At 43.2% G+C, this 21880-nt stretch carries 24 protein-coding genes; 7 read left to right on the top strand and 17 right to left on the bottom strand.

Annotated elements, in window-relative coordinates:
• Window positions 1-42 precede the first annotated feature (42 nt).
• The 4 genes from LCM09_RS04825 to LCM09_RS04840 all read right to left on the bottom strand — a co-directional run bounded on the left by LCM09_RS04825 (window position 43) and on the right by LCM09_RS04840 (window position 5574).
• Entirely contained in the window at window positions 43-2085 is a 2043-nt protein-coding gene (locus LCM09_RS04825; RefSeq protein ID WP_224879119.1) for an alpha-glucosidase, read from the bottom strand.
• Between the two features lie 24 nt (window positions 2086-2109).
• A complete protein-coding gene (locus LCM09_RS04830) occupies window positions 2110-3891 on the bottom strand; it encodes a solute:sodium symporter family transporter (RefSeq protein ID WP_224879121.1) in 1782 nt (593 codons plus the stop codon).
• Window positions 3884-4573: a DUF4867 family protein gene (locus LCM09_RS04835; RefSeq protein WP_224879123.1), complete on the bottom strand. Its 690-nt coding sequence runs from the start codon at window positions 4571-4573 to the stop codon at window positions 3884-3886. Before LCM09_RS04835 ends, LCM09_RS04830 begins: the two co-directional genes overlap by 8 nt.
• A gap of 275 nt (window positions 4574-4848) precedes the next feature.
• Window positions 4849-5574, bottom strand: a complete 726-nt coding sequence (locus tag LCM09_RS04840) for a hypothetical protein (RefSeq protein ID WP_224879125.1) — start codon at window positions 5572-5574, stop codon at window positions 4849-4851.
• A gap of 144 nt (window positions 5575-5718) precedes the next feature.
• On the opposite strand from LCM09_RS04840, the gene LCM09_RS04845 reads away from it, so the two are divergent.
• Both LCM09_RS04845 and LCM09_RS04850 read left to right on the top strand, forming a co-directional pair.
• Window positions 5719-6303, top strand: a complete 585-nt coding sequence (locus LCM09_RS04845) for a YiiX/YebB-like N1pC/P60 family cysteine hydrolase (RefSeq protein WP_224879128.1) — start codon at window positions 5719-5721, stop codon at window positions 6301-6303.
• Between the two features lie 96 nt (window positions 6304-6399).
• A complete protein-coding gene (locus tag LCM09_RS04850; protein WP_224879130.1) occupies window positions 6400-7797 on the top strand; it encodes an N-acetylmuramoyl-L-alanine amidase in 1398 nt (465 codons plus the stop codon).
• 25 nt (window positions 7798-7822) lie between these two features.
• On the opposite strand, the gene LCM09_RS04855 is transcribed toward LCM09_RS04850, so the two are convergent.
• The 3 genes from LCM09_RS04855 to LCM09_RS04865 form a co-directional block, all read right to left on the bottom strand.
• Window positions 7823-8419 carry a sulfite oxidase-like oxidoreductase gene (locus LCM09_RS04855; protein WP_224879132.1) on the bottom strand — a complete coding sequence of 199 codons (597 nt, stop codon included), beginning with the start codon at window positions 8417-8419 and terminating at the stop codon, window positions 7823-7825.
• A gap of 82 nt (window positions 8420-8501) precedes the next feature.
• Window positions 8502-9821: a Na+/H+ antiporter family protein gene (locus LCM09_RS04860; RefSeq protein WP_224879134.1), complete on the bottom strand. Its 1320-nt coding sequence runs from the start codon at window positions 9819-9821 to the stop codon at window positions 8502-8504.
• A gap of 76 nt (window positions 9822-9897) precedes the next feature.
• Entirely contained in the window at window positions 9898-10281 is a 384-nt protein-coding gene (locus tag LCM09_RS04865) for a DUF309 domain-containing protein (RefSeq protein WP_224879136.1), read from the bottom strand.
• Between the two features lie 90 nt (window positions 10282-10371).
• On the opposite strand from LCM09_RS04865, the gene LCM09_RS04870 reads away from it, so the two are divergent.
• Together LCM09_RS04870 and LCM09_RS04875 are read left to right on the top strand one after the other, a co-directional pair.
• Window positions 10372-10857: a divergent PAP2 family protein gene (locus LCM09_RS04870; RefSeq protein ID WP_224879138.1), complete on the top strand. Its 486-nt coding sequence runs from the start codon at window positions 10372-10374 to the stop codon at window positions 10855-10857.
• A 10-nt stretch (window positions 10858-10867) separates the two neighbouring features.
• Window positions 10868-11668: a cobalamin-binding protein gene (locus LCM09_RS04875; RefSeq protein WP_224879140.1), complete on the top strand. Its 801-nt coding sequence runs from the start codon at window positions 10868-10870 to the stop codon at window positions 11666-11668.
• 37 nt (window positions 11669-11705) lie between these two features.
• On the opposite strand, the gene LCM09_RS04880 is transcribed toward LCM09_RS04875, so the two are convergent.
• The 5 genes from LCM09_RS04880 to LCM09_RS04900 all read right to left on the bottom strand — a co-directional run bounded on the left by LCM09_RS04880 (window position 11706) and on the right by LCM09_RS04900 (window position 14971).
• Complete coding sequence (locus tag LCM09_RS04880; RefSeq protein ID WP_224880089.1) at window positions 11706-12293, bottom strand: 3D domain-containing protein; 588 nt, start codon at window positions 12291-12293, stop codon at window positions 11706-11708.
• A gap of 130 nt (window positions 12294-12423) precedes the next feature.
• A complete protein-coding gene (locus LCM09_RS04885) occupies window positions 12424-12741 on the bottom strand; it encodes a YuiB family protein (protein WP_224879142.1) in 318 nt (105 codons plus the stop codon).
• A 109-nt stretch (window positions 12742-12850) separates the two neighbouring features.
• Window positions 12851-12994, bottom strand: a complete 144-nt coding sequence (locus LCM09_RS04890; protein ID WP_224879144.1) for a YuiA family protein — start codon at window positions 12992-12994, stop codon at window positions 12851-12853.
• A gap of 139 nt (window positions 12995-13133) precedes the next feature.
• Window positions 13134-13604 (bottom strand): NUDIX hydrolase, encoded by a 471-nt coding sequence (locus tag LCM09_RS04895; protein WP_224879146.1) that lies wholly within the window; start codon window positions 13602-13604, stop codon window positions 13134-13136.
• Window positions 13605-13768: 164 nt separating this feature from the next.
• Window positions 13769-14971, bottom strand: coding sequence for an NAD(P)/FAD-dependent oxidoreductase (locus LCM09_RS04900; protein ID WP_224879148.1), 1203 nt, complete (start codon window positions 14969-14971; stop codon window positions 13769-13771).
• A gap of 371 nt (window positions 14972-15342) precedes the next feature.
• Here LCM09_RS04900 and LCM09_RS04905 point away from each other — a divergent pair, with 371 nt between their 5' ends.
• Together LCM09_RS04905 and LCM09_RS20685 are read left to right on the top strand one after the other, a co-directional pair.
• Window positions 15343-16350: an NAD(P)/FAD-dependent oxidoreductase gene (locus LCM09_RS04905; protein WP_224879150.1), complete on the top strand. Its 1008-nt coding sequence runs from the start codon at window positions 15343-15345 to the stop codon at window positions 16348-16350.
• A gap of 20 nt (window positions 16351-16370) precedes the next feature.
• A complete protein-coding gene (locus LCM09_RS20685; protein ID WP_263622824.1) occupies window positions 16371-16499 on the top strand; it encodes a hypothetical protein in 129 nt (42 codons plus the stop codon).
• 58 nt (window positions 16500-16557) lie between these two features.
• On the opposite strand, the gene LCM09_RS04910 is transcribed toward LCM09_RS20685, so the two are convergent.
• Window positions 16558-16746: a hypothetical protein gene (locus LCM09_RS04910; protein WP_224879152.1), complete on the bottom strand. Its 189-nt coding sequence runs from the start codon at window positions 16744-16746 to the stop codon at window positions 16558-16560.
• A gap of 454 nt (window positions 16747-17200) precedes the next feature.
• On the opposite strand from LCM09_RS04910, the gene LCM09_RS04915 reads away from it, so the two are divergent.
• Window positions 17201-18022 (top strand): SDR family oxidoreductase, encoded by an 822-nt coding sequence (locus tag LCM09_RS04915; protein ID WP_224879154.1) that lies wholly within the window; start codon window positions 17201-17203, stop codon window positions 18020-18022.
• A gap of 44 nt (window positions 18023-18066) precedes the next feature.
• On the opposite strand, the gene LCM09_RS04920 is transcribed toward LCM09_RS04915, so the two are convergent.
• From LCM09_RS04920 to LCM09_RS04935, 4 genes are read right to left on the bottom strand one after another with little or no spacing between them, the layout of a single operon-like run.
• Entirely contained in the window at window positions 18067-19035 is a 969-nt protein-coding gene (locus LCM09_RS04920) for a sugar phosphate isomerase/epimerase family protein (protein ID WP_224879156.1), read from the bottom strand.
• 24 nt (window positions 19036-19059) lie between these two features.
• Window positions 19060-20097 carry a Gfo/Idh/MocA family protein gene (locus LCM09_RS04925; RefSeq protein ID WP_224879158.1) on the bottom strand — a complete coding sequence of 346 codons (1038 nt, stop codon included), beginning with the start codon at window positions 20095-20097 and terminating at the stop codon, window positions 19060-19062.
• Window positions 20098-20101: 4 nt separating this feature from the next.
• Window positions 20102-21130, bottom strand: a complete 1029-nt coding sequence (locus tag LCM09_RS04930) for a Gfo/Idh/MocA family protein (RefSeq protein ID WP_224879160.1) — start codon at window positions 21128-21130, stop codon at window positions 20102-20104.
• A 21-nt stretch (window positions 21131-21151) separates the two neighbouring features.
• Window positions 21152-21871, bottom strand: a complete 720-nt coding sequence (locus tag LCM09_RS04935; protein WP_224879162.1) for a ThuA domain-containing protein — start codon at window positions 21869-21871, stop codon at window positions 21152-21154.
• Window positions 21872-21880: the final 9 nt, after the last annotated feature.

The following is a 21880-nucleotide window of genomic DNA, read 5'->3' on the forward strand; positions in this document are numbered from 1 at the left end:
AACCTTTTAAAATAGGTAATAACCTTTTGTTTTTCTTTCTTACTATTTTTTCGTGGCAGCTTTTTTGAAAAGCTCTGCGTACGTTGAGTTTTTGCGGTAAAAGACTGGCGTTTCACCAAGCGGCGCTTCTACCTCAATCGTGCCACCATTGGTCTCTTTTCCGCTCCAGAAATGAACCCACTCATCTTCAGGAAGGTAAACGCTCCACGTTTCTTTCCCTTCTTCATACACAGGTGCGACCAAAAGATCCGCTCCAAGCATGTATTGATACTTTATGTTATACGCGTGCTCGTCGTTTTCGTATTCCATGAACAGCGGACGCTGCATCGGAATCCCTTTTTCCGCATTTTCTTTCGTAAGTGCTTTTAAATAAGGCTTTAACGCTGTGAATACATTCGTCATCTTCACAAAATGATCCAATGTTTCCTCGTCATGGTCATATTGACAGCAGTCATCAGGACGGTTTCCTTCATGAGAACGCATTACCGGTGTGAACGCCGCCATATCGACCCATCGAAGCAGAAGCTCTTTGTTTCGCTTGTTACCGTGAAGGCTCGTGTAGCCACCGATATCACTGTGGTGAACCCCGTTACCGCTCATCCCAGCTGAAAGAGCCGCTGGAATAACAGATGCGAGTCCATCATCAAGACTCCAATCCACACTCTGATCACCTGCCCATAGAAGTGGACAATACCCCTGCGTTCCGGAATAACCCGCGCGCATGAAGTACACGATATCGCCCCAGCGACCGGCTTTCTTCACCGCATCATGGTTGACCTTCGCCCACATCACTGGCCACGCGTTGTGCATCATCGTAGCGGACTCACCGCTATGAAGCTTAAGGTCTGTCGGAAGGTACTCGCCGAAGTCAGCCATCCAGCCGTCCATACCGAAATCGATCATGTTTTCTTTGATTACGTTCTGATACCATTCACACGCATCTTCGTTCGTAAAATCAACAACACCACAATCGAATTCACCGAAGTCTACAACATAATCGCTTCCGTCGAGTGCTGTTGCGAGATACCCTTTTTCATAAGCTTCTTTATAAAGATGTCCTTCCACCGCAACATATGGATTGATATAGCCGAGGAACTTGATCCCCTGCTGCTTCCACTCTTTGATCTTTTGATCGAGCTCAGGATACATTTCAGGATTCCATTTCCAGTTCCACATGAGGCGCTTTCCGAATGACGTCTCCCGTTTTCCCTGCCAATCCTGGCACCAGAGCGCACCGATCTTCATCCCTTTTTCAATCGCTCGATCAATTTTATCCTGAACGATTTCTGTTCCACCCTGCATCCCAAGCCAGATGCCATCGAACGTCCAGTCTGGAAGCTCAGGCTGACGTCCCAGACGAGCTGTCAGCTTCTCTACTAAACTTTTATACGACTCTCCCGTTTCAAAAAGGATCGATGCAGGTGCTTCCCAGATGTGTAGTTCATGGAAATCATCACGCCCGAAATCAAAATCAGCGAATGCAGTAGTTTCTACATGACAGAAATATTTATTGGTAGATACAAAGGTTGGCTGTGGGTAGTTCGTATTGTAATAGTCGCCGCCAGCTTGATCCTTCACATCTGCCTGCCATGTTGTGTAGGTAGACTTGTTTCTTCCAACACCAGGCTCTGATGTCCAAAGTGGAAAGTTCTTTCCGCGCAGATTAAAGTAGGAAAGCTGCTCGCCACATCCGTAGACTTTCTCACTCGCATCTGCAGCAACGCGGACCCAGAAACGATTGAAGAGCGGATCAACAAGTTCGAATGAAACGCGTAGACCCTCTCCATCTTTTTTCAGAACCATCGTAAGGAGCTCGTGGTCATGAGAGAAGTGACGGAACGAAATCCGGCACGTTTCTCCCTCATGTCTTACTGTTGCGTAACGAAGTGCAACTCTCTCAACCACGTAATCTTTTATTTTAAAATTTCCTCGGTACATATCGATCGTCTCTTCCCCACTGCCAACAAAAATGAACGGTTTTGCTGGGGAGTGCTTGAATAGTAACCGACCATCGAGTTGAACGTCGAATTCCTCTCCCTGCTGATTCACTTCAAATACGTTTTGAGCCTCTTGTGTTTTCAACATAAACGCCTCCTACAACCTAGTTAATTATGCACTTCTAAATTTCTTATCGACTTCAACGGCTTCGTCGTGCTTACGCGTTACATAGCCTGTATATTTTTTGTTCCAAGATTTAAGAGCAAGTACGTAGCACAGTGCGCCAACGATTGTTGTTCCGATTATAGCTGGCCAGAACCAACCTGACACGATTCCTCCTGCATATGCAACACCGATTGGTGAGAACAGGATGTACACCATCACGACGAGACTGACAAGAACAACGGCAACTGGCATCGTGTATTTCCAAGGCACCATGTCGACCTTTGGATTCGCTCGGAACTGATACGCTTCTTTCAGTGGACGAATGCGCCCAACTACCATCATGATCGCAACTTCGATTAGGAAGAGAATCGCTGAGATGTGGATGAAGTTCATCGTGATTTCGATACCGAAAAGCTGCGTTAAGCCCCAAACGAGCATGTAGTACGTGATGACGTGGAAGATGATTGCAATCTTCGCACCGAGGGCTGGAATACGTTTTGAAACGATACCGACAAGAACAATCGCAATGATCGGGATGTTAAAGAATCCAGTGAAACGACGGATGAGATCCCAGAGGCCATCCGGCGCGTTCATCAACATTGGTGCGATGAAGAACGATATGAGCGCGAGAACGCTTCCAAAATATTTACTAACATTGATTAACTGTCGATCACTTGCGTTTTTATTAAAACCTGGTTTATACACATCAAGAGCAAACATCGTTGCCGCACTATTCAACAGTGAGTTAAAGCTTGAGAATACTGCTCCGAGAAGAACGGCCAAGAATAACCCGGACATGAACGTTGGGAGCAAGTTTGATACAACAGTTGGATACGCAAGATCAACAGGATCCATTGAACTACCGTACAAATGAAACGCAATAACACCAGGAATCATCATCATGAAAGGAACGGTTAGTTTATAGAAACCTGAAAGCAGGACACCTTTTTGGCCTTCAGCGAGGTTCTTCGCACCAAGTGTACGTTGAATTACGTACTGGTTCGTCCCCCAATAGAACATGTTCATAAAGATCATGCCGGTAAAGATCGCTGAGAACGGAACGGAGTCGGTACTCGACCCTATTGAATTTAACTTTTCGGGATTCTCAGTTGCGATCGTCTTCATTCCCTGAAGCATATCACCATTACCAAGTGCGAAGAACCCTAACACAGGAACGATCAAGCCGATGAATAAAAGTCCGATTCCATTTAGAGTATCGGAAACCGCAACCGCTTTCAATCCACCGAATATCGCATAAATAGCACCGATAATACCGATTACCCAGATAACGAGCCATACAGAGGACTCGAACGAAATTCCGAAAAGTCCAGGAACATCGAACAAGCGAAGAATCGCAAGTGCACCAGAATAAAGAACTGATGGTATCGTTACAAACACGTATCCAAGCATAAACAGAATAACCGTGTATCTGCGAACGCTTTCATCATAACGTTTACTTAAAAACTCCGGAAGCGTCGAGAACGCGCCGCCAAGATATCGTGGTAGTAAAATAAGAGCCATAATTACAATTGCAAAAGCAGCAGTAACTTCCCAGGCCATATTCGATAAGTTCGTTCGGTAAGCCTGTCCATTCAAGCCGATGAGCTGTTCAGCTGATAAGTTTGTCAGTAGTAGTGAACCTGCGATGAACCCACCCGTTAGGCCGCGGCCTGCAAGGAAGTACCCATCAGAATCGTTGACGGAGTTTCTTGTTTTCAAGTAAGAAATCCAGGCGACGAGTGCCATGAAGAAGACGCATGAGACGAGTGTAAACGTGATACTAGACATTCAATTTCCTCCTCTGTTCTTTACTCGGGTAAGCGAGTGTAATGTTCTCACCGATTATTCCTTTATGTGCGCCCATTTCCATAAAGCGCTGATGTTCTGTATGTGCAAGCAGCCATTTGTTTTTCATAAAAAGCAGTGGATCCACTTCTTTCTGTTCTTCAGTTAGAGGTGTGTTCGTTCCCTCTGGTAAGATCACTGTGCACTTAAAACCTTCGTCGCCCACTTTACACGGTGCAAGATGAAGCGTCGTTTGGTACATTTCGATCGCAGTACCTTTTGGAACAAAGAATGCCTTGATATTCGTTACGTCGTATTGGTTATCTACAATATCATTCGTATGACCAAGCAATAATACGAAATCCGTAATCGCCACGTTAATTTCACTGCCCTTGTGAAATTCTAGCCCCCCAAGTGACGAATTGTTGCCGTTACAGTACCCTATTTGAACTGGCATACCTCCAAAGTAACGATTTTCTACGAACCCTTTGAGAGCTTCCTCTTCTAGCTCTCTAATAGAAGGGAGGTATTGGTTCCCTTCTTCAGGAATAACTGTCTTATCCATTCGTTCGGCCATTTCATTAAAAGGGAAATCATTAAGAACTCTACCAAAAGGTAAGAATGAATTAGTATGTACGCTTTCAATCTCGAGATGCTGATTCAACTCTTTTAACACATCAATCATATCAATCCCTCCGATCATAAGTAATGACGTTTATATAAACATCATAACCTTTGAACACATTATATTGTAACCGCATACAAGAATGCAATAGTTTTTAGAAAATTGTATCAAATGAATTAGTTGGACTTTGTTTGGAAAAGCCTATCTTCACATATATTTTAGTTACCGCTGAAACACGAACAAAAGACGCTCCCTCGTTTGGAAGCGTCTTCTCTAGTATTATAATACTTTCGTTTATCTAGCAACGAGCTCCCCACTATTTCGACGAGCAAACCTTAGTGCTGATCTTCCTCTTCTTCACCTTCTTCATCTGGTGAAGTCGGTGGATAAATTTCTTTCTTCATATAGATCTTATCGATTGGTCTTTTGGACTCTTTTTCTTCAACAGCGGAAATCGTCACATCTGAAAAACCACCGATCAAATAAAACGTAACAGGGCTTTCAAAAGGATTCGATCCTTTTTTCAGTTCTTTAATATCGAATCCGAGGCTAGCGAGTAGCAGGCGATTATCCTCGGGGTATTGCAAACCTTCAGGATAGTACGTCATCGATTTAGCGACATTATCCTCAAAAGTCACCTCGCCATTCTCAAACGTCATGACCATTGGGTCTTCACCATTGTTCTCAAGTTCTCTGCCAAACTTCGTTACAAATTCCTCACGAGACAACCCGAGCAAATTTGGCACATCGATAATTAACTCGATCGATTCAGGATCAAAGTCGATCTCTTCTTCCAACCTCGCTTCTTCTGCTTTCTCTTCAGGAGATACTTCTTCACCATGCTGTTGCACTTCTTGGTCGACGCCACCTTCACTGCCACCACTTGCTTCATCTGATGAATTAATAAATCCAGGTGCTCCCCAAACAAGCAAGTATAATATAACCCAGAAAGCTGCATAAAGCGCTGCACGCTTACGCGTTACAGAACCGATAAATGGTTTAATAATATTTAAGGTCATAAACAAAAAGGCAAGTACTACGATAATTTTCAAAACGTCCATATCATTCTCCTCCTCCCTTTACTATAGAGCGAGCACCCTACCTTAGACAACTGTTTTTAGCAATTTCACATTCAAAAAGAGGGATACAAGAAAATTTATCCAACTACTTTGGTAAGGACCGTAATTCGAGGGAGGACATACTTCATGACATCAGACCGTTTTGATCACGTACCAACAATGAAATATAATGCCGCCCGAGCGGATATCTTAACTGCAGATCTACTACTATGTAGCGGAAATTACCCTGTGAGTAAAATCATTCAAAAGGTATCGGATTCGCGCTTCAGTCATGTGGGACTATTGTTCCGATGGATGGATAGAGTCATGATGATGGAAAGCGTAGAAAGCTATGGGGTGAGGATCGTTCCACTTTCTCACTATATCCATGACTATAAAAACTCCGGTGGTCCGTACCAAGGTGACCTGTATCTAGCTAGGCATACTGCCGTAAAAAACTTATCACAGTCAAGAACAGAAGCCATGCTAAAACGAGGTGCTGACCTCTCAGGAAAACGATACGATAACGAAGAAATTCTTAAGATTCTCGCGAGTGTTGTTATGGGTGACTTACGATCGATTCCTAATGATCGCTATATATGTTCTGAGTTTGTTCATGAGTGTTTTAAGAAAGCAGGACTTATCTTCCCAGATGATGGACGAGGCTTTATTTATCCAGAACACATCGCACAAGCACCAGACGTTCAACCTCTCTATCAATTAAGCTACTAAAGAGCCTATTTCCCTTCTAACTTGTACACTTCGTCCAAGCGTAAAAAATTGGAAATAATATACTATTATTAATGCACAGTTAATGGAGGGATTAGGTTGAAACGAATTATAATAGACCCTGGACATGGAGGGTCTGATACTGGTGCAACATATAAGGGGTATTTTGAGAAGACGTATAACCTAACGATCGCTCTACTTGTTAAAGCTGCACTCGAATCAAGATATGAAGTAGACATTTCTTTAACAAGAATAGCTGATAAAACAGTTTCGTTAAAGCAACGAACAGATTTTGCTAATGCGAAGGATGCTGATTTCTACCTTAGCATACACAACAACGCTGCCGGAGGACGAGGTTTTGAAAGCTTCATTTACAACAGAACCGTCCCAGCAGAAACTGTTCGAATTCAAAATGTGATACACAATACGATTGCTTCCACTGTTCTCAATAAGTACAAAATCCCTAACCGAGGTAAGAAACGCGCTAACTTCCATGTGTTACGCGAAACCAAAATGCATGCATTGTTACTTGAAGTCTTATTCGTTGATAACAATATAGACCTGAATCTACTAAATAACTCTGTCTTTATTAAAGACGTATCCATGGCGATTGCTGAAGGAACTGCTAGTGCACTCAATCTACCAAAAAAGACGCCGCCACCTTCGCTAGGGCTTTATAAAGTCATCGCTGGATCATTTACTTCTAGAGAAAACGCTGAAGTTAGAGCAGAATTTTTAGCCAGCAAAGGGTTCGATTCCTTTATCACATCACTCGTCATCAAGGGAACCACTTACTACCGTGTACAAGCCGGTGCCTTTTCGGAGAAATCGAATGCTGAAGAACTAGTAGCAAAATTAAAGACGATCGGCATCGATTCCTTCATCATCACAGAAGGTACAGTAGAACCACCAGCGCCAGAACCTGAGCCTGAGCCAGAGCCTGAACCTGACGTAGGATATCCGATCGCTGGAGATAGCGCGCTAGCTGCAGCACATCTGAACAATTATGCTAGGTCAGTAAACCCTGAAGCACCACTACTCGGAGCTTATTACCTTGTACACAGCAAACGTTATGGAATTCGAGGAGATATTGCATTTGCGCAAGCTTTGCATGAAACAAACTTCTTCCGTTTCACAGGAGATGTTACTCCAGAACAAAATAACTATGCTGGCATAGGTGCCACTGGTGGAGGGGCAAAAGGTGCTTCATTCGATACACCTTCTGACGGCGTACTTGCACATATCCAACACTTGTATGCGTACAGTTCGAAAGATCCGATTCCAGCAGGTGAAAAAGTCGTAGACCCTCGCTTCTCATTAGTAACCAGAGGTTCAGCAACGACATGGCAAGCTTTGAATGGCAAATGGGCGGTGCCAGGAACCACTTATGGCGAAATGATCTTAACGCTTTACAAAAAAATGGTGCAGAGTTCAATCTCCGACATGGAGACGACGATCGAAAAACTAAATAAACTTCTGACAGAAATTACGATTTAAACGTTCGGCAGGTCCGAGCGTTTTTTTAGTCCCATGCAAAGCGTTGTTCCTTCCACGGATTCCCATACATATGATAGCCATTCCGCTCCCAAAACCCTTGCTCATTCTCTGATTGAAATCGTATGCCTCTGATCCACTTCGCACTTTTCCAGAAATAAAGATGGGGGATCACAGCACGTAGAGGATACCCATGCTCCGGGGTCAATCGTTCTCCGTTATGGGAATGAGCTAACAAGCTCGTTTCATGGAGGAAATCTTCAATGGGAAGGTTCGTCGACCATCCTTCTTCAGCGAACAGCATGACAAACTTTGCTTCCTCTTTACATCCTACGTGTTCTGCTAGGACTCGAGTGGAAACACCTTTCCAGCGATTGTCGAGCTTCGACCACCCTGTCACACAGTGAACGTCATTTTCTTTTTCCGCTACTTCTAGTGCAAGTAAGTCATCAAACGAGAACACAGTAGGTCTTTCAACTAATCCATCGATCGTTAAATCCCAATTCGAAAGGTCGTTTTTGTAATATGGAACATTCCCAACATGAAGAACTGGCCATCCAGACGTTACCTTTTGGTTAGGCGGTACTCGTCCTTCGTTCTGTTCCTTTTCTTTTCCAAAGTACATTCCTGCACCTCCTATGCATCAGCATTTCCTATTAACTCAATCATAACAAAAACACAGGGGACTTCTCCCCTGTGTTCACACATTAAAAGATCATGATCGCAATCCATCCGAATAGGATGAGCGGAATATTGTAGTGTAGGAATGTTGGAACAACAGTGTCCCAAATGTGATTGTGCTGACCATCCGCATTTAACCCGGCGGTTGGACCAAGGGTACTATCAGATGCAGGTGACCCAGCATCTCCTAGAGCAGCAGCTGTTCCTACGAGAGCAATCGTCGCCATGTCACTGAATCCTAGTTCCAACGCAAGCGGCACATAAATCGCTGCAATGATTGGAATTGTGGAAAATGATGAACCGATCCCCATCGTGATAAATAGTCCGACGATCAGCATCAATAGCGCTGCCAGTGCTTTGTTATCGCCAATCATGCCAGACACTTGATTTACGAGTTGTTCAACTTCACCTGATTGTCTTAGCACTTCTGCAAATCCATTAGCAGCTAACATGACGAATCCGATGAATGCCATCATCTTCATTCCATCAGTTAGAACTTCTTCTGATTCTTTCAATCGGATGCTACCCGTAATATATAGAACGATGATACCAGCTAGAGCACCTAGAATCATTGATTCAGTTGGTAGCTGCACCGCAAGTGTTACTACAACAGATAGTAATGCAAAGAAAATCGAACGTTTTGAATACGTGCGTTCTTTCTCTGGTTCTTGAGAAATCGAGAGCTGTTTATATGTTCTAGATTTTCTATACGTGATGAATACGGCAATGAATAGCCCTACAACAAGTCCAGCGGTCGGCAGTAACATAGCAGTTGGAATCGAAGAAAGCTCGATCTCCATCCCGCTGTCAGCCATATTGGATTGAAGAATTCCGTGGAAAATCTTCCCGAACCCAGCTGGCAATAAAATATATGGTGCAGTCAAACCAAATGTTAGAACAGATGCGACTGCTCTTCTGTCTACCCCTAATTCATTAAGAACCTGTAAGATCGGCGGAATAAGAATCGGAATAAATGCGATATGCACGGGAACAAGGTTCTGAGAGAAACAAGAAATCAATAAGATAATGAACAAGATAAGTACTTTTGCAAGTCCCTTCTTTCGATCTCCACCTTGTCGGTTTACAACTTTTAATGCTTTATCTACCATTAGTTCTGGTAATCCAGTTCGTGATAATCCTACTGCAAAGCTTCCTAGTAATGCATAGCTCAAGGCAACTGTTGCTCCTCCTCCAAGACCAGAGGTGAATGCGGTAACTGTGTCATCTAGTGACATGCCACCCAACAGGCCACCTGCTATTGCACCGATAACAAGAGCGACAACTACATGTATTCGAAAAAGGCTAAGCCCTAGCATGATGAGTACGGCTATAATAACAGCGTTCATTTTAGTAACAACCTTTCATGACGTTTTGCTTTAGTTTGGTAAATCACTAATAAGTTAACACGAAAGAGAAAACGTGTCAAACCTCATCTTCCGGTTCGATGATTAAGTCTGGCAATGTCGGGAGATGCCCTATATTGTGAAGAGTGAGCGACTCTAAATATGGTATAATAGACTGACAATTTTCAATATGCTCAACGATTTTACATACATCGATCTCCCAATGGACTGGCATATAAGGGTGAAGATACGCCAATGCGGACTGCATCATCAATTTTGTCCCTTTTACATTTCCGTAGCTATAATGGTAGTGGGCAACTGACAAATGCAATAACCCTTTTATAAAGGTGTTTGAACGATCTGTTAACCAAATCTCTTCTAAAAGATCATGGCAGAGATAGAATTCTTGTTCATTGAATGCTACAAGGAAATCATAATATTCTTGAGGATAAGGGTACTTCATTATTAGTTACCCCCTTCCGCTCGATTGAGTTAAATGAACTTCGGGTAAATCATACTTAGGATCCGATGAGAAAGGAAGATGTTTTCACCAATGGATATTTTATTAAATTTCCCACTTTGGGCTGCACTTTTCGGCGTATTTTTCGCTCAATTTTTAAAAGTCCCGATCTATTTTATTGCCACAAAACAAATCGACTGGTCGTTAATGAACTCAACAGGAGGCATGCCAAGCTCCCACTCTGCTGCTACAACGGCTCTTGCAACAGGCGTAGCGTTTGAAACCGGGCTCGATTCCCCCGTGTTTGCGATTGCTGCCATGTTTAGTATCATCGTGATGTTTGATTCAACGGGTGTCAGAAGGCAAACCGGAGAGCAAGCGATCGTCCTTAACCAGCTCATGATGGACTTCAATAGGTTTATTGAAGAAGCAAAGAGCTGGCCACAAAAGCAAGATCGTGAGAAAGTCGAAGAACTGAAAGAACTTCTAGGTCACAAGCCAATTGAAGTCTTCATAGGCGGACTACTCGGCGTCATCGCAACGATCATTCTTTACTATTTATTTAAGATCGGCTCGTAAGGAGGGTATTATGAGAATCGTTTCAATTTGTCCAAGCAACACTGAGCTCTGTGCGTACCTTAATTTAACTTCTCAGCTCGTTGGAGTCGATGACTTTTCAGACTGGCCAGAATCAATTCAGGGCCTTCCGAGACTTGGTCCTGACCTATCGATCGATATGGAGAAAGTACAAGAATTAAAACCCGACCTCATCCTCGCATCGTTAAGCGTTCCAGGGATGGAAAAGAATATCGAAGCACTCGAAAAGTTAGAGTTGAATTATACGGTTCTGAATCCTAACTCACTAGACGATATTTGTAAGGATCTTGTGACACTAGGCGAGCTAACAAATAAACGGGAAGAAGCCATTGCGCTTACTGACCGTATCCAACATATGATTCATGAGTACAAACAGATCAGTAGCTCGATTCAGAATAAGCCTGAAATCTATTGGGAATGGTGGCCAAAACCGATCTTCACGCCTGGGAAAACGAATTGGTTAACAGAAATCAGTGATTTAGCCGGAGCCAAGAATATCTTCAGAGATGTAGAGCTCGCTTCTGTTCAAACCGATTGGGAAGATGTCGTAGCGAGAAAGCCTGACCACATCTGCCTCGCCTGGGTAGGCGTCCGTAAAAAGAAGGTAAACCCGATTGTAGTGAAGAAGCGTGAAGGATGGGAGGAGTTAGGTGAAACGCCAATCCACATCCTTGAAGAATGGCTGTATTGTAGACCTTCTCCACGCTTACTCACAGGCTTAGTGAAGCTTGCTGCGATTCTTCACCCAGATCACTACCCTGCTTATGACGGGAAAGATCCTTTTCTTTCATAGATAACAGAAACGACGGAGATAGCATCTCCGTCGTTTTTTAGTCTTCTGTTTTATTCAACAGCTGCTGTCTGAATACCTGCATCGATTCGTCTTCATTCAATGACTGCAGCGCCTCTTCCGTTAACGAGCCGTCTCCCTTTTTTATCACATACACTTCGATTGTCTTTTTCCCCCACTCATCATAAACATCTTGAACGGTATCATAGTAAAGGTCGATTCGATTTCCCGTTATCGCACTTCCCGTATCCGCCACAACACCATATCCATACCCTGGGATAAATAAAATCGTACCAATTGGAAATTTGTCTGGGTCAGCTGCGATTGTCGAATAAAGATCTCTCGTTACCTTCACGCCTGAGAACGTAATACCGTAAGCGGGATGATCGGGTTTCTTTCCAGTTGATTCTTCACCCGCTGTATATCCTGTAGCTGTGACAGTATGAACAGGAAACTGTGACCAGTCCTGTGAATCATCAAGTGTTTGTGGTCGTTCTTCACTCGATAATACTTTTTGATCAGGAAAAAACCAATTTGTTAAATCGTTTAACGGAACACCGGATAGTAGTAAATAAGTTGATATTAGGGCTGCTAGTACCAGACTTGTGAAAAACAAGCCCTTCGTCATTACAATTAAAACTCGCACTTGCTCCACTCCTCTCATGGTCTATTCATGTCCAGAGAAAAGCAAAGCTATTCAGAAACAGACTGAAAACCGCACACGAAAAAAGCTTCTGCCAAGAATTGGCGAAGCTTTTCTAAAACATTTGATATCCTCTGACGCGTAGCATGCGGATTGCGACTCCTGCAAACACTGCTCCAACTAGGCCAGAAATTAATATGACTGTATCTGCACTTCCTAGAGATATCAAATCAGATCCAAGCGCTCGAAGTGACGTGCCCGGCTGAGAAAAATAATTAAAAAACGGAACATTATCAACGATCATAATGACGATTATCGGATAAACAACTGCCATGATCCACGTAGAACGTAGGAGCATATTGAGTAAGAATCCGATTCCAAAAAATAATACGATAAATAGCAGCATCGAGATGATTAGCTGTGGAATTGCCATACTTTCACCTCCATTTAATCATTGTTAGTTTACTGGATTGCGTCCATTTAGTCAATGAACAGACCGTGAACGAAAAGGACACACAAAAAAAACTAAGCGCTGTTCGCGCTTAGCTTGTTGTTGGATTTTGCTTAGCTCCACTGCCTCCGCAGTTATCGCATGTTTCCGATCCCCCAAGAAGTAGTTGAAAGTACCCCTTCCCCTGGCAGTAAGGACAATCTGTTGCCTTTACTTTTCTTTGCTGTCTTCTCAAATCAACCACTCCTTTTTATAATTTTCTGATAATATACCAAGAATGGTTGAAAAAGAAAAACCCCAAATACGTCCAAATTTGCTCATGTAAGCGAATACAACTACAATTATCAGAATATTCCGTCTGTAATCTAACGGTTTTACTCATTATGAAATAATTTATAAGTTGTATACCCGAACTGACTACCTGGGTTCATTTCAGTCTTAAATTCTTCTTTTCTGTTTAAGAAATAAGGAATCATTGAAGACGTGTTTGGATCACGGAGAAGCTCTTCTTTTGATAAAAAACGTGCCTCCGCAATTTCGCCCTCTTCTGCTTTCAATTCTCCACCAGTCATCTTCATATAAAAAACAACTAAGTTATCACTGATTTCACTTTTGATCACACCAGAACGGATTCCTGCAATCTTTATTGGTTCAGCGATAACGCCTGTTTCCTCCAAGACTTCACGTTCTGCTGCTTCATCAACAGTCTCCCCCTGGTCAACAAAACCAGCTGGAAATGACCACTGTCCTTTCAGGCCACCATAGTTCTTTTTTACAACTAAGTATTTTCCGTTTTCTTCAACAATACCAGCAGCTCCCAACCAGACGTTTCCTCTCCTACTCAAGCGAATTCCCCCCGGTATATTCTCTATGATACGTTCATAAGCTTTACCATAGCCCCTATCCTTATTATAGAAAAGCAAGGCTCACAGAGTCTTTGCTTTTCCTTATGTAAGGCTTAAAAAAGAAGGCAAAGACGTCGCGTCTTTGCCCTCTTAGCTGATTCATTTTAGAATAACTTCAGTTTACCTTTTTTCCATACAAGCCCTGGTCCGCCTAGCATGAACAGGTAACGGTTGTCGATTACCTTCTTCATAGCGGATGCAGTTGTACCGTAAAGCTTCTTGTTACCAACTTTACCGATCGCTTCACCTTTACCAAGAGAAGCGACTGTTCCTTTGATGTCTGGAACAAACCCTTCTGTTTCTTTACCTCTTACAAGGTTCAAAAGGTTCTTGGATACTGCGCCAGCAGCCTGAATAGCAATCTGAGCAGTTGGTGGGAATGGACGGTCGATCTCTTCGTTGATAATAAGTGCACAGTCACCAACAACAAATACGTTATCGTAATCTGGCGTACGCTGGTCTTTGCGAACAGGTACACGGCCACGGTTTGTTTCGAAACCGGAGTCTGCGACGATCGAGTTACCTTGAACACCACCTGTCCAAACGACAGTTGCTGATTTCACTACTTCGTCTTCGCCAAGTACGACGCCGTCTTCCATTACTTCTTTGATCATTGTGTTCGTACGGAACTCTACGCCCTTACGCTCAAGAAGGTTCATCGCATACTCGACAAGCTCTTCGTCAAAGCCTGGTAGTACTGTTGGAGAAGCTTCAACGTTGATAATTCTTACACGATCGCGATCGATATCGAACTCTTTACAAAGTTCAGGAACACGCTCAGCAAGTTCTCCTACAAATTCGATACCTGTAAATCCAGCACCACCAACGATGATCGTTAGAAGATCGTCGCGACGTTCAGGTTCGTTGTTGTAGCTTGCAAATTGATATTCGATGTGTTCACGAATTTTACGAACAGAGTCTACACTACGGATGCTAAATGCATTTTCTTTCAAACCTTTGATACCGAATGTTGCTGGTTCGAACCCAAGGGAAAGAACAAGGTAATCATACTCAAGCTCGCCGTTTTTGAGAATAACGCGCTTCTCATCCGGCTTAACTTCTACAACAGTGTCTTGTACAAACTTAATTTTGTTTGTATCGATCACTTCATTGATCATAATACGTGTCTTATCATGATGCATTGTTCCTGCTGCTGGTTCATGAAGCCATGTAGTCTGGTAGTGATAGTCATGCTTGTTTACAAGCGTAACTTCCACTTCGTTGGTTCCCATTTCCTTTTGGAGGCGAACCGCTGTCATCATTCCACCGTAACCTGCACCTAGGATTGCGATTTTTGGCCTACTCACTTGTATCACATCCACCTTTTTTACCGAAATTTTTTGGACATTACAGATTAGTTTCCTGTTCTGACCATTCGTGAAACGTCAATAAACGTTATGATTATGGATATTATCCCTCATTATTCAAATTTTAATAGAAAAGAACAAGAGACATTGTTAAAGATTTCACGTTCTAGATCGAAAAAAATGTATGTCTAGCACGCATATTGTCATAAATACTTCAATTCTGACGCTCAATTTTAATCATATTCTTTTTTATTTTGTTTTTCAACCCTTATAATAAAACTTCTAGGTGTGTTTTCGTGATTGGGGTTTAGTTCCGTTTTTATTACGATTATAATAATGAAAGGTTCATTAATTTATGAGGGGGACTGACAATGACTGACCAACAAGAGGTTTACGATATTACCATAATCGGTGGAGGTCCAGTTGGACTATTTACTGCCTTTTACGGTGGTATGCGTCAGCTAAACGTTAAAATAATAGAAAGTATGCCTCAGCTTGGAGGGCAACTATCCGCTCTCTATCCTGAAAAATATATTTACGATGTAGCTGGCTTTCCAAAAGTGCTAGCTCAAGATCTTGTAGACAACTTGATCGAACAAGCCGACCAATTCAAACCAGAAGTGGCGCTTGAACAATCGGTTGAAGAAGTGAAACAGATGGAAGATGGTACGCTTTATCTTCGAGCGAATACTGGCGAAGAACACTATACACGTGCAGCGATCATTACTGCTGGCGTTGGTGCGTTCCAACCTCGCCGTCTAAAAGTTGAAGGTGCGGACCAATACGAAGGCAAGAATCTTCATTATTTCGTGAATGACTTAACGAAATTCGCGGGACAAAAAGTGCTTGTAGCTGGAGGCGGAGACTCTGCAGTAGACTGGGCAAACATGCTTGAGCCGATTGCAGAAGAAGTAACGCTTATTCACCGTCGTGATAAGTTTAGAGCACATGAACATAGCGTGGAGCAATTGATGAATTCCTCTGTCAATATTCAAACGCCATACAACATCAGCGAATTCATCGGTGATGGCGAGCGTATCAATCAAGTTGTTCTTAAACATGCTAAAGAAGATGATGAGATTCGAAAAGACGTAGATGCAGTCATCGTGAACTACGGCTTCATCTCTTCGCTTGGACCTATTAAAGAATGGGGCCTTGATATCGAGAAGAATTCGATCGTTGTGAATTCCAAGATGGAAACGAACATCCCTGGAATCTATGCTGCTGGTGACGTAGCTACATATGAAGGCAAGGTAAAATTGATTGCCTCAGGTTTTGGCGAAGCACCTACAGCTGTAAACAACGCAAAATCGTATATGGATCCGGATGCAAAAGTACAGCCGATGCACAGTACGAGCTTGTTCGATAAGAAAAAGTAAAGTAGAAGGATGGGATCGTTGTGATCGAAATACTATTTATACTAGTAATGGCCACAGGTCTTGGCTACTCCCTATACAGAAGTTTAAAGCACACACCTAAGCCAGACTGGAAGTCCGTTAAGAAAAACCTTTTCCACTCTACTCATTAATTCAATAGAAAAACTAAAACCCCGTGCCATGGCACGGGGTTTCAATATGTATAGCGTTTTACCAACCTAGTCCTACTTTCGTAGATAAAATCGATTCTCCAGAATCGTGATGTAACGATATTTCATAACGGCCAGGTCGATTCGAATAGTCTAACGTGCGTTTTTTGAATGCAATATTAGCACTATAGCGAATCTCGATACTTTCTGTTTCTAAATGACCTGAATTCTCCTCACGTATCTTTAACAAGAACAACATGATCCCCCCAAATTCATTACATAATACATTAATTTTATCATCCTGAGAGAGACGGAGATATGCGCAAAAGTTAACATAATGCCCAGTATTTACCTGTTTTTTGGAAGTGAAGTGGGCGAAGTTATGAGGTTATTTGTGATTTTGGCTGGAGTCTAGGCCTTTGGGGGGCGGGACACCCGCGAATTTGATTGGGAAACCTGCTAATTTTCGCTACATATCGGCGATAATCCCAGGTTTATCAGCGAAATTTCAAATTTATCAGCGATAATCCCACCTATATCAGCGAAAACACCACTTTTATCAGCGATTTCGAGAATATATCAGCGAACCCGGCTCATTCCGTCACCTCCCTACACCCTCACACAAACCAAAAAAACACTCTAATGATTACTCTCCCCTCCCATCGGGTAAGAGCTTACTAAGTTTACATAGGGAGGCAGGCACAATGAAGAGACTAGAAAACAAAACCGCTGTCGTAACAGGTGCAGCTACTGGAATCGGGAAAGCGACGGTAGAGCTTTTTGCGAAGGAAGGCGCTACTGTTCTGTTGGCAGATGTTAATACAGAAGAGATGGAGAAAACAGCGAAGGAAATAAATGAAAAAGGCACAGAAGTTAAAACGTATCAAGTCGATGTATCTGATGAAGATAGTGTCTTAGCATTTGCAAATAATGTACAAGAGGAATTCGGATCGATCGATGTGCTGTTCAACAACGCTGGTGTGGATCAGGAAGGTGGCAAGGTTCACGAATACCCGACTGAATTGTTTGATCGTATTATTTCTGTGGACTTGCGCGGTACGTTCCTAACTAGCAAATACTTAATCCCACTGATGCTCGATAATGGCGGGTCCATCATCAATACGTCATCGATGTCAGGCAGAGCAGCTGACCTGGATCGCTCTGGGTATAACGCTGCAAAAGGTGGCATCACGAACTTCACAAAAGCGATGGCGATCGATTATGCTAGAGACGGTATTCGAGTAAACTCGATTTCACCAGGTACGATCGAAACACCTCTCATCGATAAATTAGCTGGATCGAAGGATGAAGAAATGGGTCAAAAATTCAGAGAAGCTAATAAATGGGTGACGCCTATGGGAAGACTAGGTCGTCCAGAAGAAATGGCAAGTGTAGCTCTCTTCCTTGCATCTGACGATAGTTCTTACGTAACTGGCGAAGATATCGCAGCTGATGGCGGTATCATGGCATATACGTGGCCTGGTAAGATGTTGATCGACAACAAATGGAAAGAAGAAACTGAATAAATAACAACCCCCTGTTTCGCAATAAGGAAACGGGGGGTATCTTTTTACGCCCACCACATCTCGGTTGGCTGTTCTTCTATCAATACAGATTGCAAGTTTCTCACTGCGCGCTGGAAACCTTCTTCGATCGACATGAGTGGATCTTCATGTTCGATACTGACGACATGATCGTAGCCATACGTTCGTAGTGCACTCATCATGTTCGACCATTCGCGGTTACTATGTCCACATCCAACTGAACGGAACGTCCACGCACGTGTTTTTACTTCACCATATGGCTGCATGTCCGTTAAGCCATGCATGTTCACATTATCCTGGTCGATATATGTGTCTTTTGCGTGGAAGTGATGGATCGCATTTTCTTTGCCAAGAATTTTGATCGCTGCGACGGGATCGATGCCTTGCCACCACATATGACTTGGGTCTAAGTTTGCACCTACCGCATCGCACGTTAGTTCACGAAGCTTCAGCATCGTATATGGCGTGTGAACGAGGAATCCACCGTGTAGTTCTAGACCAATTTTCACGTTATGATCCTGCGCAAATTGCCCCATTTCTTTCCAATAAGGAACGAGTTTCTCTTCCCATTGCCACGTAAGAACATCTGAATATTCCGCTGGCCATGGTGTTACTGGCCAATTTGGGAACTTCGCATCTTCATGATCTCCAGGAGTACCTGAGAATGTGTTCACCACTGAAACATTCATTAATGAAGCGAGCTTCACTGTTTTAACAAATGTTTCGTGGCACTCTTCTCTGAACGCCTTATCAGGAGAAAGTGGGTTTCCGTGACAGCTAAATGCGCTGATTTCAAGTCCTCTTTCCTGAACTTTTTCTAGATACTCAGCTCGCTTTTCTTCGCTTTCAAGCAGTTCATTGAGGTTACAGTGGGCATTGCCTGGATAACCGCCCGTGCCGATTTCAACAGCTTTTAATCCAGATGCTTTGGCGTGATCAAGCATCTCTTCAAATGATTTATCGGAAAAAAGAACAGTAAATACGCCAAGTTTCATCGTCTCACTCCTACTTCAATATTGTTATAGTCGAACGCTTCTGCCTGTCTCACAGCTTTCATAAATCGCTTCGATCACTTGTGAAACTGTTCGTGCTTCTTCAGCCTTCACGATTGGGTCTTCAAGTCCAAGGCAGCTGTTCACGAAATTAGCTGCTTGTGGTAAGCCCGGGTCATCTTCACCTGGTACCCACTGACTGCTGCTATTCAAAAGCATGCCATACTGCGCTTTATTCATTTCGAACGGAAACACGTCGAGTCCTCCATCACTTCCAGAAATGCTGACAGACTCTTTGTCTTCCGCAATGTTTGCGGACCATGAAGTTTCGAACAACAATGAGATGTTGTTATCGAATTTAATATATGCCGTAACATGATCATCGACATTGAACGTCTCATGATCGAAACCGCCCCATAAATTCACCTGTTCAGGCGTTTTACTCAACCTGTTATATGTGGTGCCTGTCACCTCAACTGGCTTTGGATTCCCCATCAGCCACATGCTCAGATCGAGGAAGTGACAACCGTAGTCGATCAAGCTTCCGCCACCCTGAAGCTGCTTGTTCGTAAATACACCCCAGCCAGGTACTTTTCGTCGGCGAAGTGCTTGTACTCTCGCAACCATCGGATCACCGATTTCCTTTTCGACGATAACTTGACGAGCGGCACGCGGCTCTTTCATAAAGCGATAGTGATACCCGATCGAGAGGATTTTACCGGAGGCTTTTTCCGCCTTGATCATCCGGTCACACTCTTCCACCGTCATCGCCATCGGCTTTTCACATAACACGTGAACGCCGGCTAGTAGAGCTTCGATTGCAAGATCTGCATGAAACTTGTTCGGTGTACAGATCGTTACCGCATCTACTTCTTTCAGCATATCTGAAACGTCTTCATATACATTTGGAATCTTGAATAAAAGTGACGCTTCCTTTGCTCTTTCACGATCAACGTCATACACACCGAACAACTCTACTTGTTCAGAGAGTTGTTGGTATGCTGGGATATGGCGACCTTGAGCAATCCCGCCAGATCCGATTATGCCCATTCGTAATTTACTCACGTTATCACCTCAGGTTAATGATTGTCTTTGTTTCGTTTGATTGGAGTGCAGCTAATACGACTTGGAGTGATTTCATTCCTTCATCTCCACTTACAGGGCTTTCACTATTTGAGATGATGCTATCAACGAACCGATCAATTACTTGTGAGCTAGTCTGTCCACCGCTATCGTTCGTCTGAATCCCACCAAGTTCGTACTTCACGACTTCACCTGTTTGGTACTGAACGACGAGTGAGTTAACCGGATCATCTTCTAAGCGAAGGATTGCTTTTTCTGCATAAATGATCGTTGAATTATCTTCACTCGCTGTATACGCCCAGCTTGCGGCAAGCGTACCGACGATTCCGCTTTCAGACTTCAAGATACAAACCGCATTATCATCAACCGTTGCAAAGTCTTTTGCACTCGTTTCTACGAACGATCCTACTTCAACGATTTCTTCACCGAGTACATAGCGAATGAGATCTGTCTTGTGAACGCCTAAATCTCCCATTGCTCCAATAAATGCTTTTTCTTTTTCAAAGAACCAGCTTTCTTTACCATCAACGCTCCATCCCTCAGGTCCCGGGTGTCCAAACGCAGTTCTAAAGCTATACACTTTTCCTAGCTCTCCACTAGCTAGCAATTCTTTCGCTTTTGAGTGTGATGGAACAAAGCGCTGGTTATGAGCGATCATAAGCTGCTTTCCATGTTCACGAGCAGTCTCGATCATGAGCTCCGCGTCTTCCTTTGATGTTGCCATAGGTTTTTCACAAAGAACGTGCTTTCCTGCTTTTAATGCAGCAATGGAGATCGGAGCATGCAAGTAGTTCGGCGTACATACGCTGATCGCATCGATCTCTTCAATTTGAAGTAACTCTTCAGCATGTTCGTAGGCAGTCGCTCCATAAAGGGACGCGATTTCATCCGCTCTTGTTTTTACGATGTCGCATACAGCGACGATTTGTACATTCTTATTCCGAGCGTATTCTGGTAGATGACGATGCTTCGCAATGCTTCCACATCCAATGACGCCAATTTTTAATGTTTTCATGGTTTATCCTCCATCTATCTCTTATTTCGCGGTAATCGTTTCTAGTGGCTTTGCATTTCCGTAAACAGGCTTTGATCGTTTCGTAGGTGCAGCCCAAGCGACAGCGTTCTGAATAACACGTTGAATTTCTTCGTTATAGTAGGTTGGGTACGTTTCATGGCCTGGTCTGAAATAGAAAATTTTCCCCTGTCCCCGCTTATATGTACAGCCGCTTCTAAATACCTCTCCACCTTCGAACCAGCTAAGGAAAACAAGCTCGTCAGGAGCTGGGATATCAAAGTGCTCTCCGTACATTTCTTCTTTTTCTAGTTCGATTTTTTCTCCGATGCCTTCAGCGATTGGATGAGAAGGGTCGACTACCCATAATCGCTCTTTCTCATCTGCTTCACGCCACTTTAAATCGCAGCCAGTTCCCATCAGTTTCTTGAAAATCTTTGAGAAATGAGCGGAGTGAAGGACGATCAAACCCATGCCGTCCAATACGCGATTGTGGATTCTCTCAACGAGCTCATCAGAGACTTCTTCATGCGCAATGTGACCCCACCATAGTAAAACATCTGTATCATTTAGAACTTCTTCAGATAGTCCGTGTTCTGCATCATCGAGCGTTGCCGTTCTAACGTGATGATCGTCTTTTAAAAAGTTTGAGATCGTGCCGTGTATTCCGTCTGGATATACATTCCTTACTTCCTCATTTTGTTGTTCATGTCGATTCTCATTCCATACTGTTACGTTAAGCATATTTCTCCA

This window comes from Guptibacillus algicola, from assembly GCF_020171805.1.
Lineage (GTDB): Bacteria > Bacillota > Bacilli > Bacillales > Guptibacillaceae > Guptibacillus > Guptibacillus algicola.

What these genes read in the sequence shown, in the direction of transcription:
- LCM09_RS04845 (WP_224879128.1), top strand. Translation starts at nt 5,719, where the DNA reads ATGACATCAGACCGTTTTGATCACGTACCAACAATGAAATATAATGCC.
- LCM09_RS04855 (WP_224879132.1), bottom strand. Translation starts at nt 8,419, where the DNA reads ATGTACTTTGGAAAAGAAAAGGAACAGAACGAAGGACGAGTACCGCCT.
- LCM09_RS04870 (WP_224879138.1), top strand. Translation starts at nt 10,372, where the DNA reads ATGGATATTTTATTAAATTTCCCACTTTGGGCTGCACTTTTCGGCGTA.
- LCM09_RS04830 (WP_224879121.1), bottom strand. Translation starts at nt 3,891, where the DNA reads ATGTCTAGTATCACGTTTACACTCGTCTCATGCGTCTTCTTCATGGCA.
- LCM09_RS04885 (WP_224879142.1), bottom strand. Translation starts at nt 12,741, where the DNA reads ATGGCAATTCCACAGCTAATCATCTCGATGCTGCTATTTATCGTATTA.
- LCM09_RS04930 (WP_224879160.1), bottom strand. Translation starts at nt 21,130, where the DNA reads ATGAAAACATTAAAAATTGGCGTCATTGGATGTGGAAGCATTGCGAAG.
- LCM09_RS04905 (WP_224879150.1), top strand. Translation starts at nt 15,343, where the DNA reads ATGACTGACCAACAAGAGGTTTACGATATTACCATAATCGGTGGAGGT.
- LCM09_RS04835 (WP_224879123.1), bottom strand. Translation starts at nt 4,573, where the DNA reads ATGATTGATGTGTTAAAAGAGTTGAATCAGCATCTCGAGATTGAAAGC.
- LCM09_RS04920 (WP_224879156.1), bottom strand. Translation starts at nt 19,035, where the DNA reads ATGAAACTTGGCGTATTTACTGTTCTTTTTTCCGATAAATCATTTGAA.
- LCM09_RS04840 (WP_224879125.1), bottom strand. Translation starts at nt 5,574, where the DNA reads ATGGACGTTTTGAAAATTATCGTAGTACTTGCCTTTTTGTTTATGACC.
- LCM09_RS04875 (WP_224879140.1), top strand. Translation starts at nt 10,868, where the DNA reads ATGAGAATCGTTTCAATTTGTCCAAGCAACACTGAGCTCTGTGCGTAC.
- LCM09_RS04935 (WP_224879162.1), bottom strand. Translation starts at nt 21,871, where the DNA reads ATGCTTAACGTAACAGTATGGAATGAGAATCGACATGAACAACAAAAT.
- LCM09_RS04880 (WP_224880089.1), bottom strand. Translation starts at nt 12,293, where the DNA reads ATGACGAAGGGCTTGTTTTTCACAAGTCTGGTACTAGCAGCCCTAATA.
- LCM09_RS04865 (WP_224879136.1), bottom strand. Translation starts at nt 10,281, where the DNA reads ATGAAGTACCCTTATCCTCAAGAATATTATGATTTCCTTGTAGCATTC.
- LCM09_RS04915 (WP_224879154.1), top strand. Translation starts at nt 17,201, where the DNA reads ATGAAGAGACTAGAAAACAAAACCGCTGTCGTAACAGGTGCAGCTACT.
- LCM09_RS04825 (WP_224879119.1), bottom strand. Translation starts at nt 2,085, where the DNA reads ATGTTGAAAACACAAGAGGCTCAAAACGTATTTGAAGTGAATCAGCAG.
- LCM09_RS04860 (WP_224879134.1), bottom strand. Translation starts at nt 9,821, where the DNA reads ATGAACGCTGTTATTATAGCCGTACTCATCATGCTAGGGCTTAGCCTT.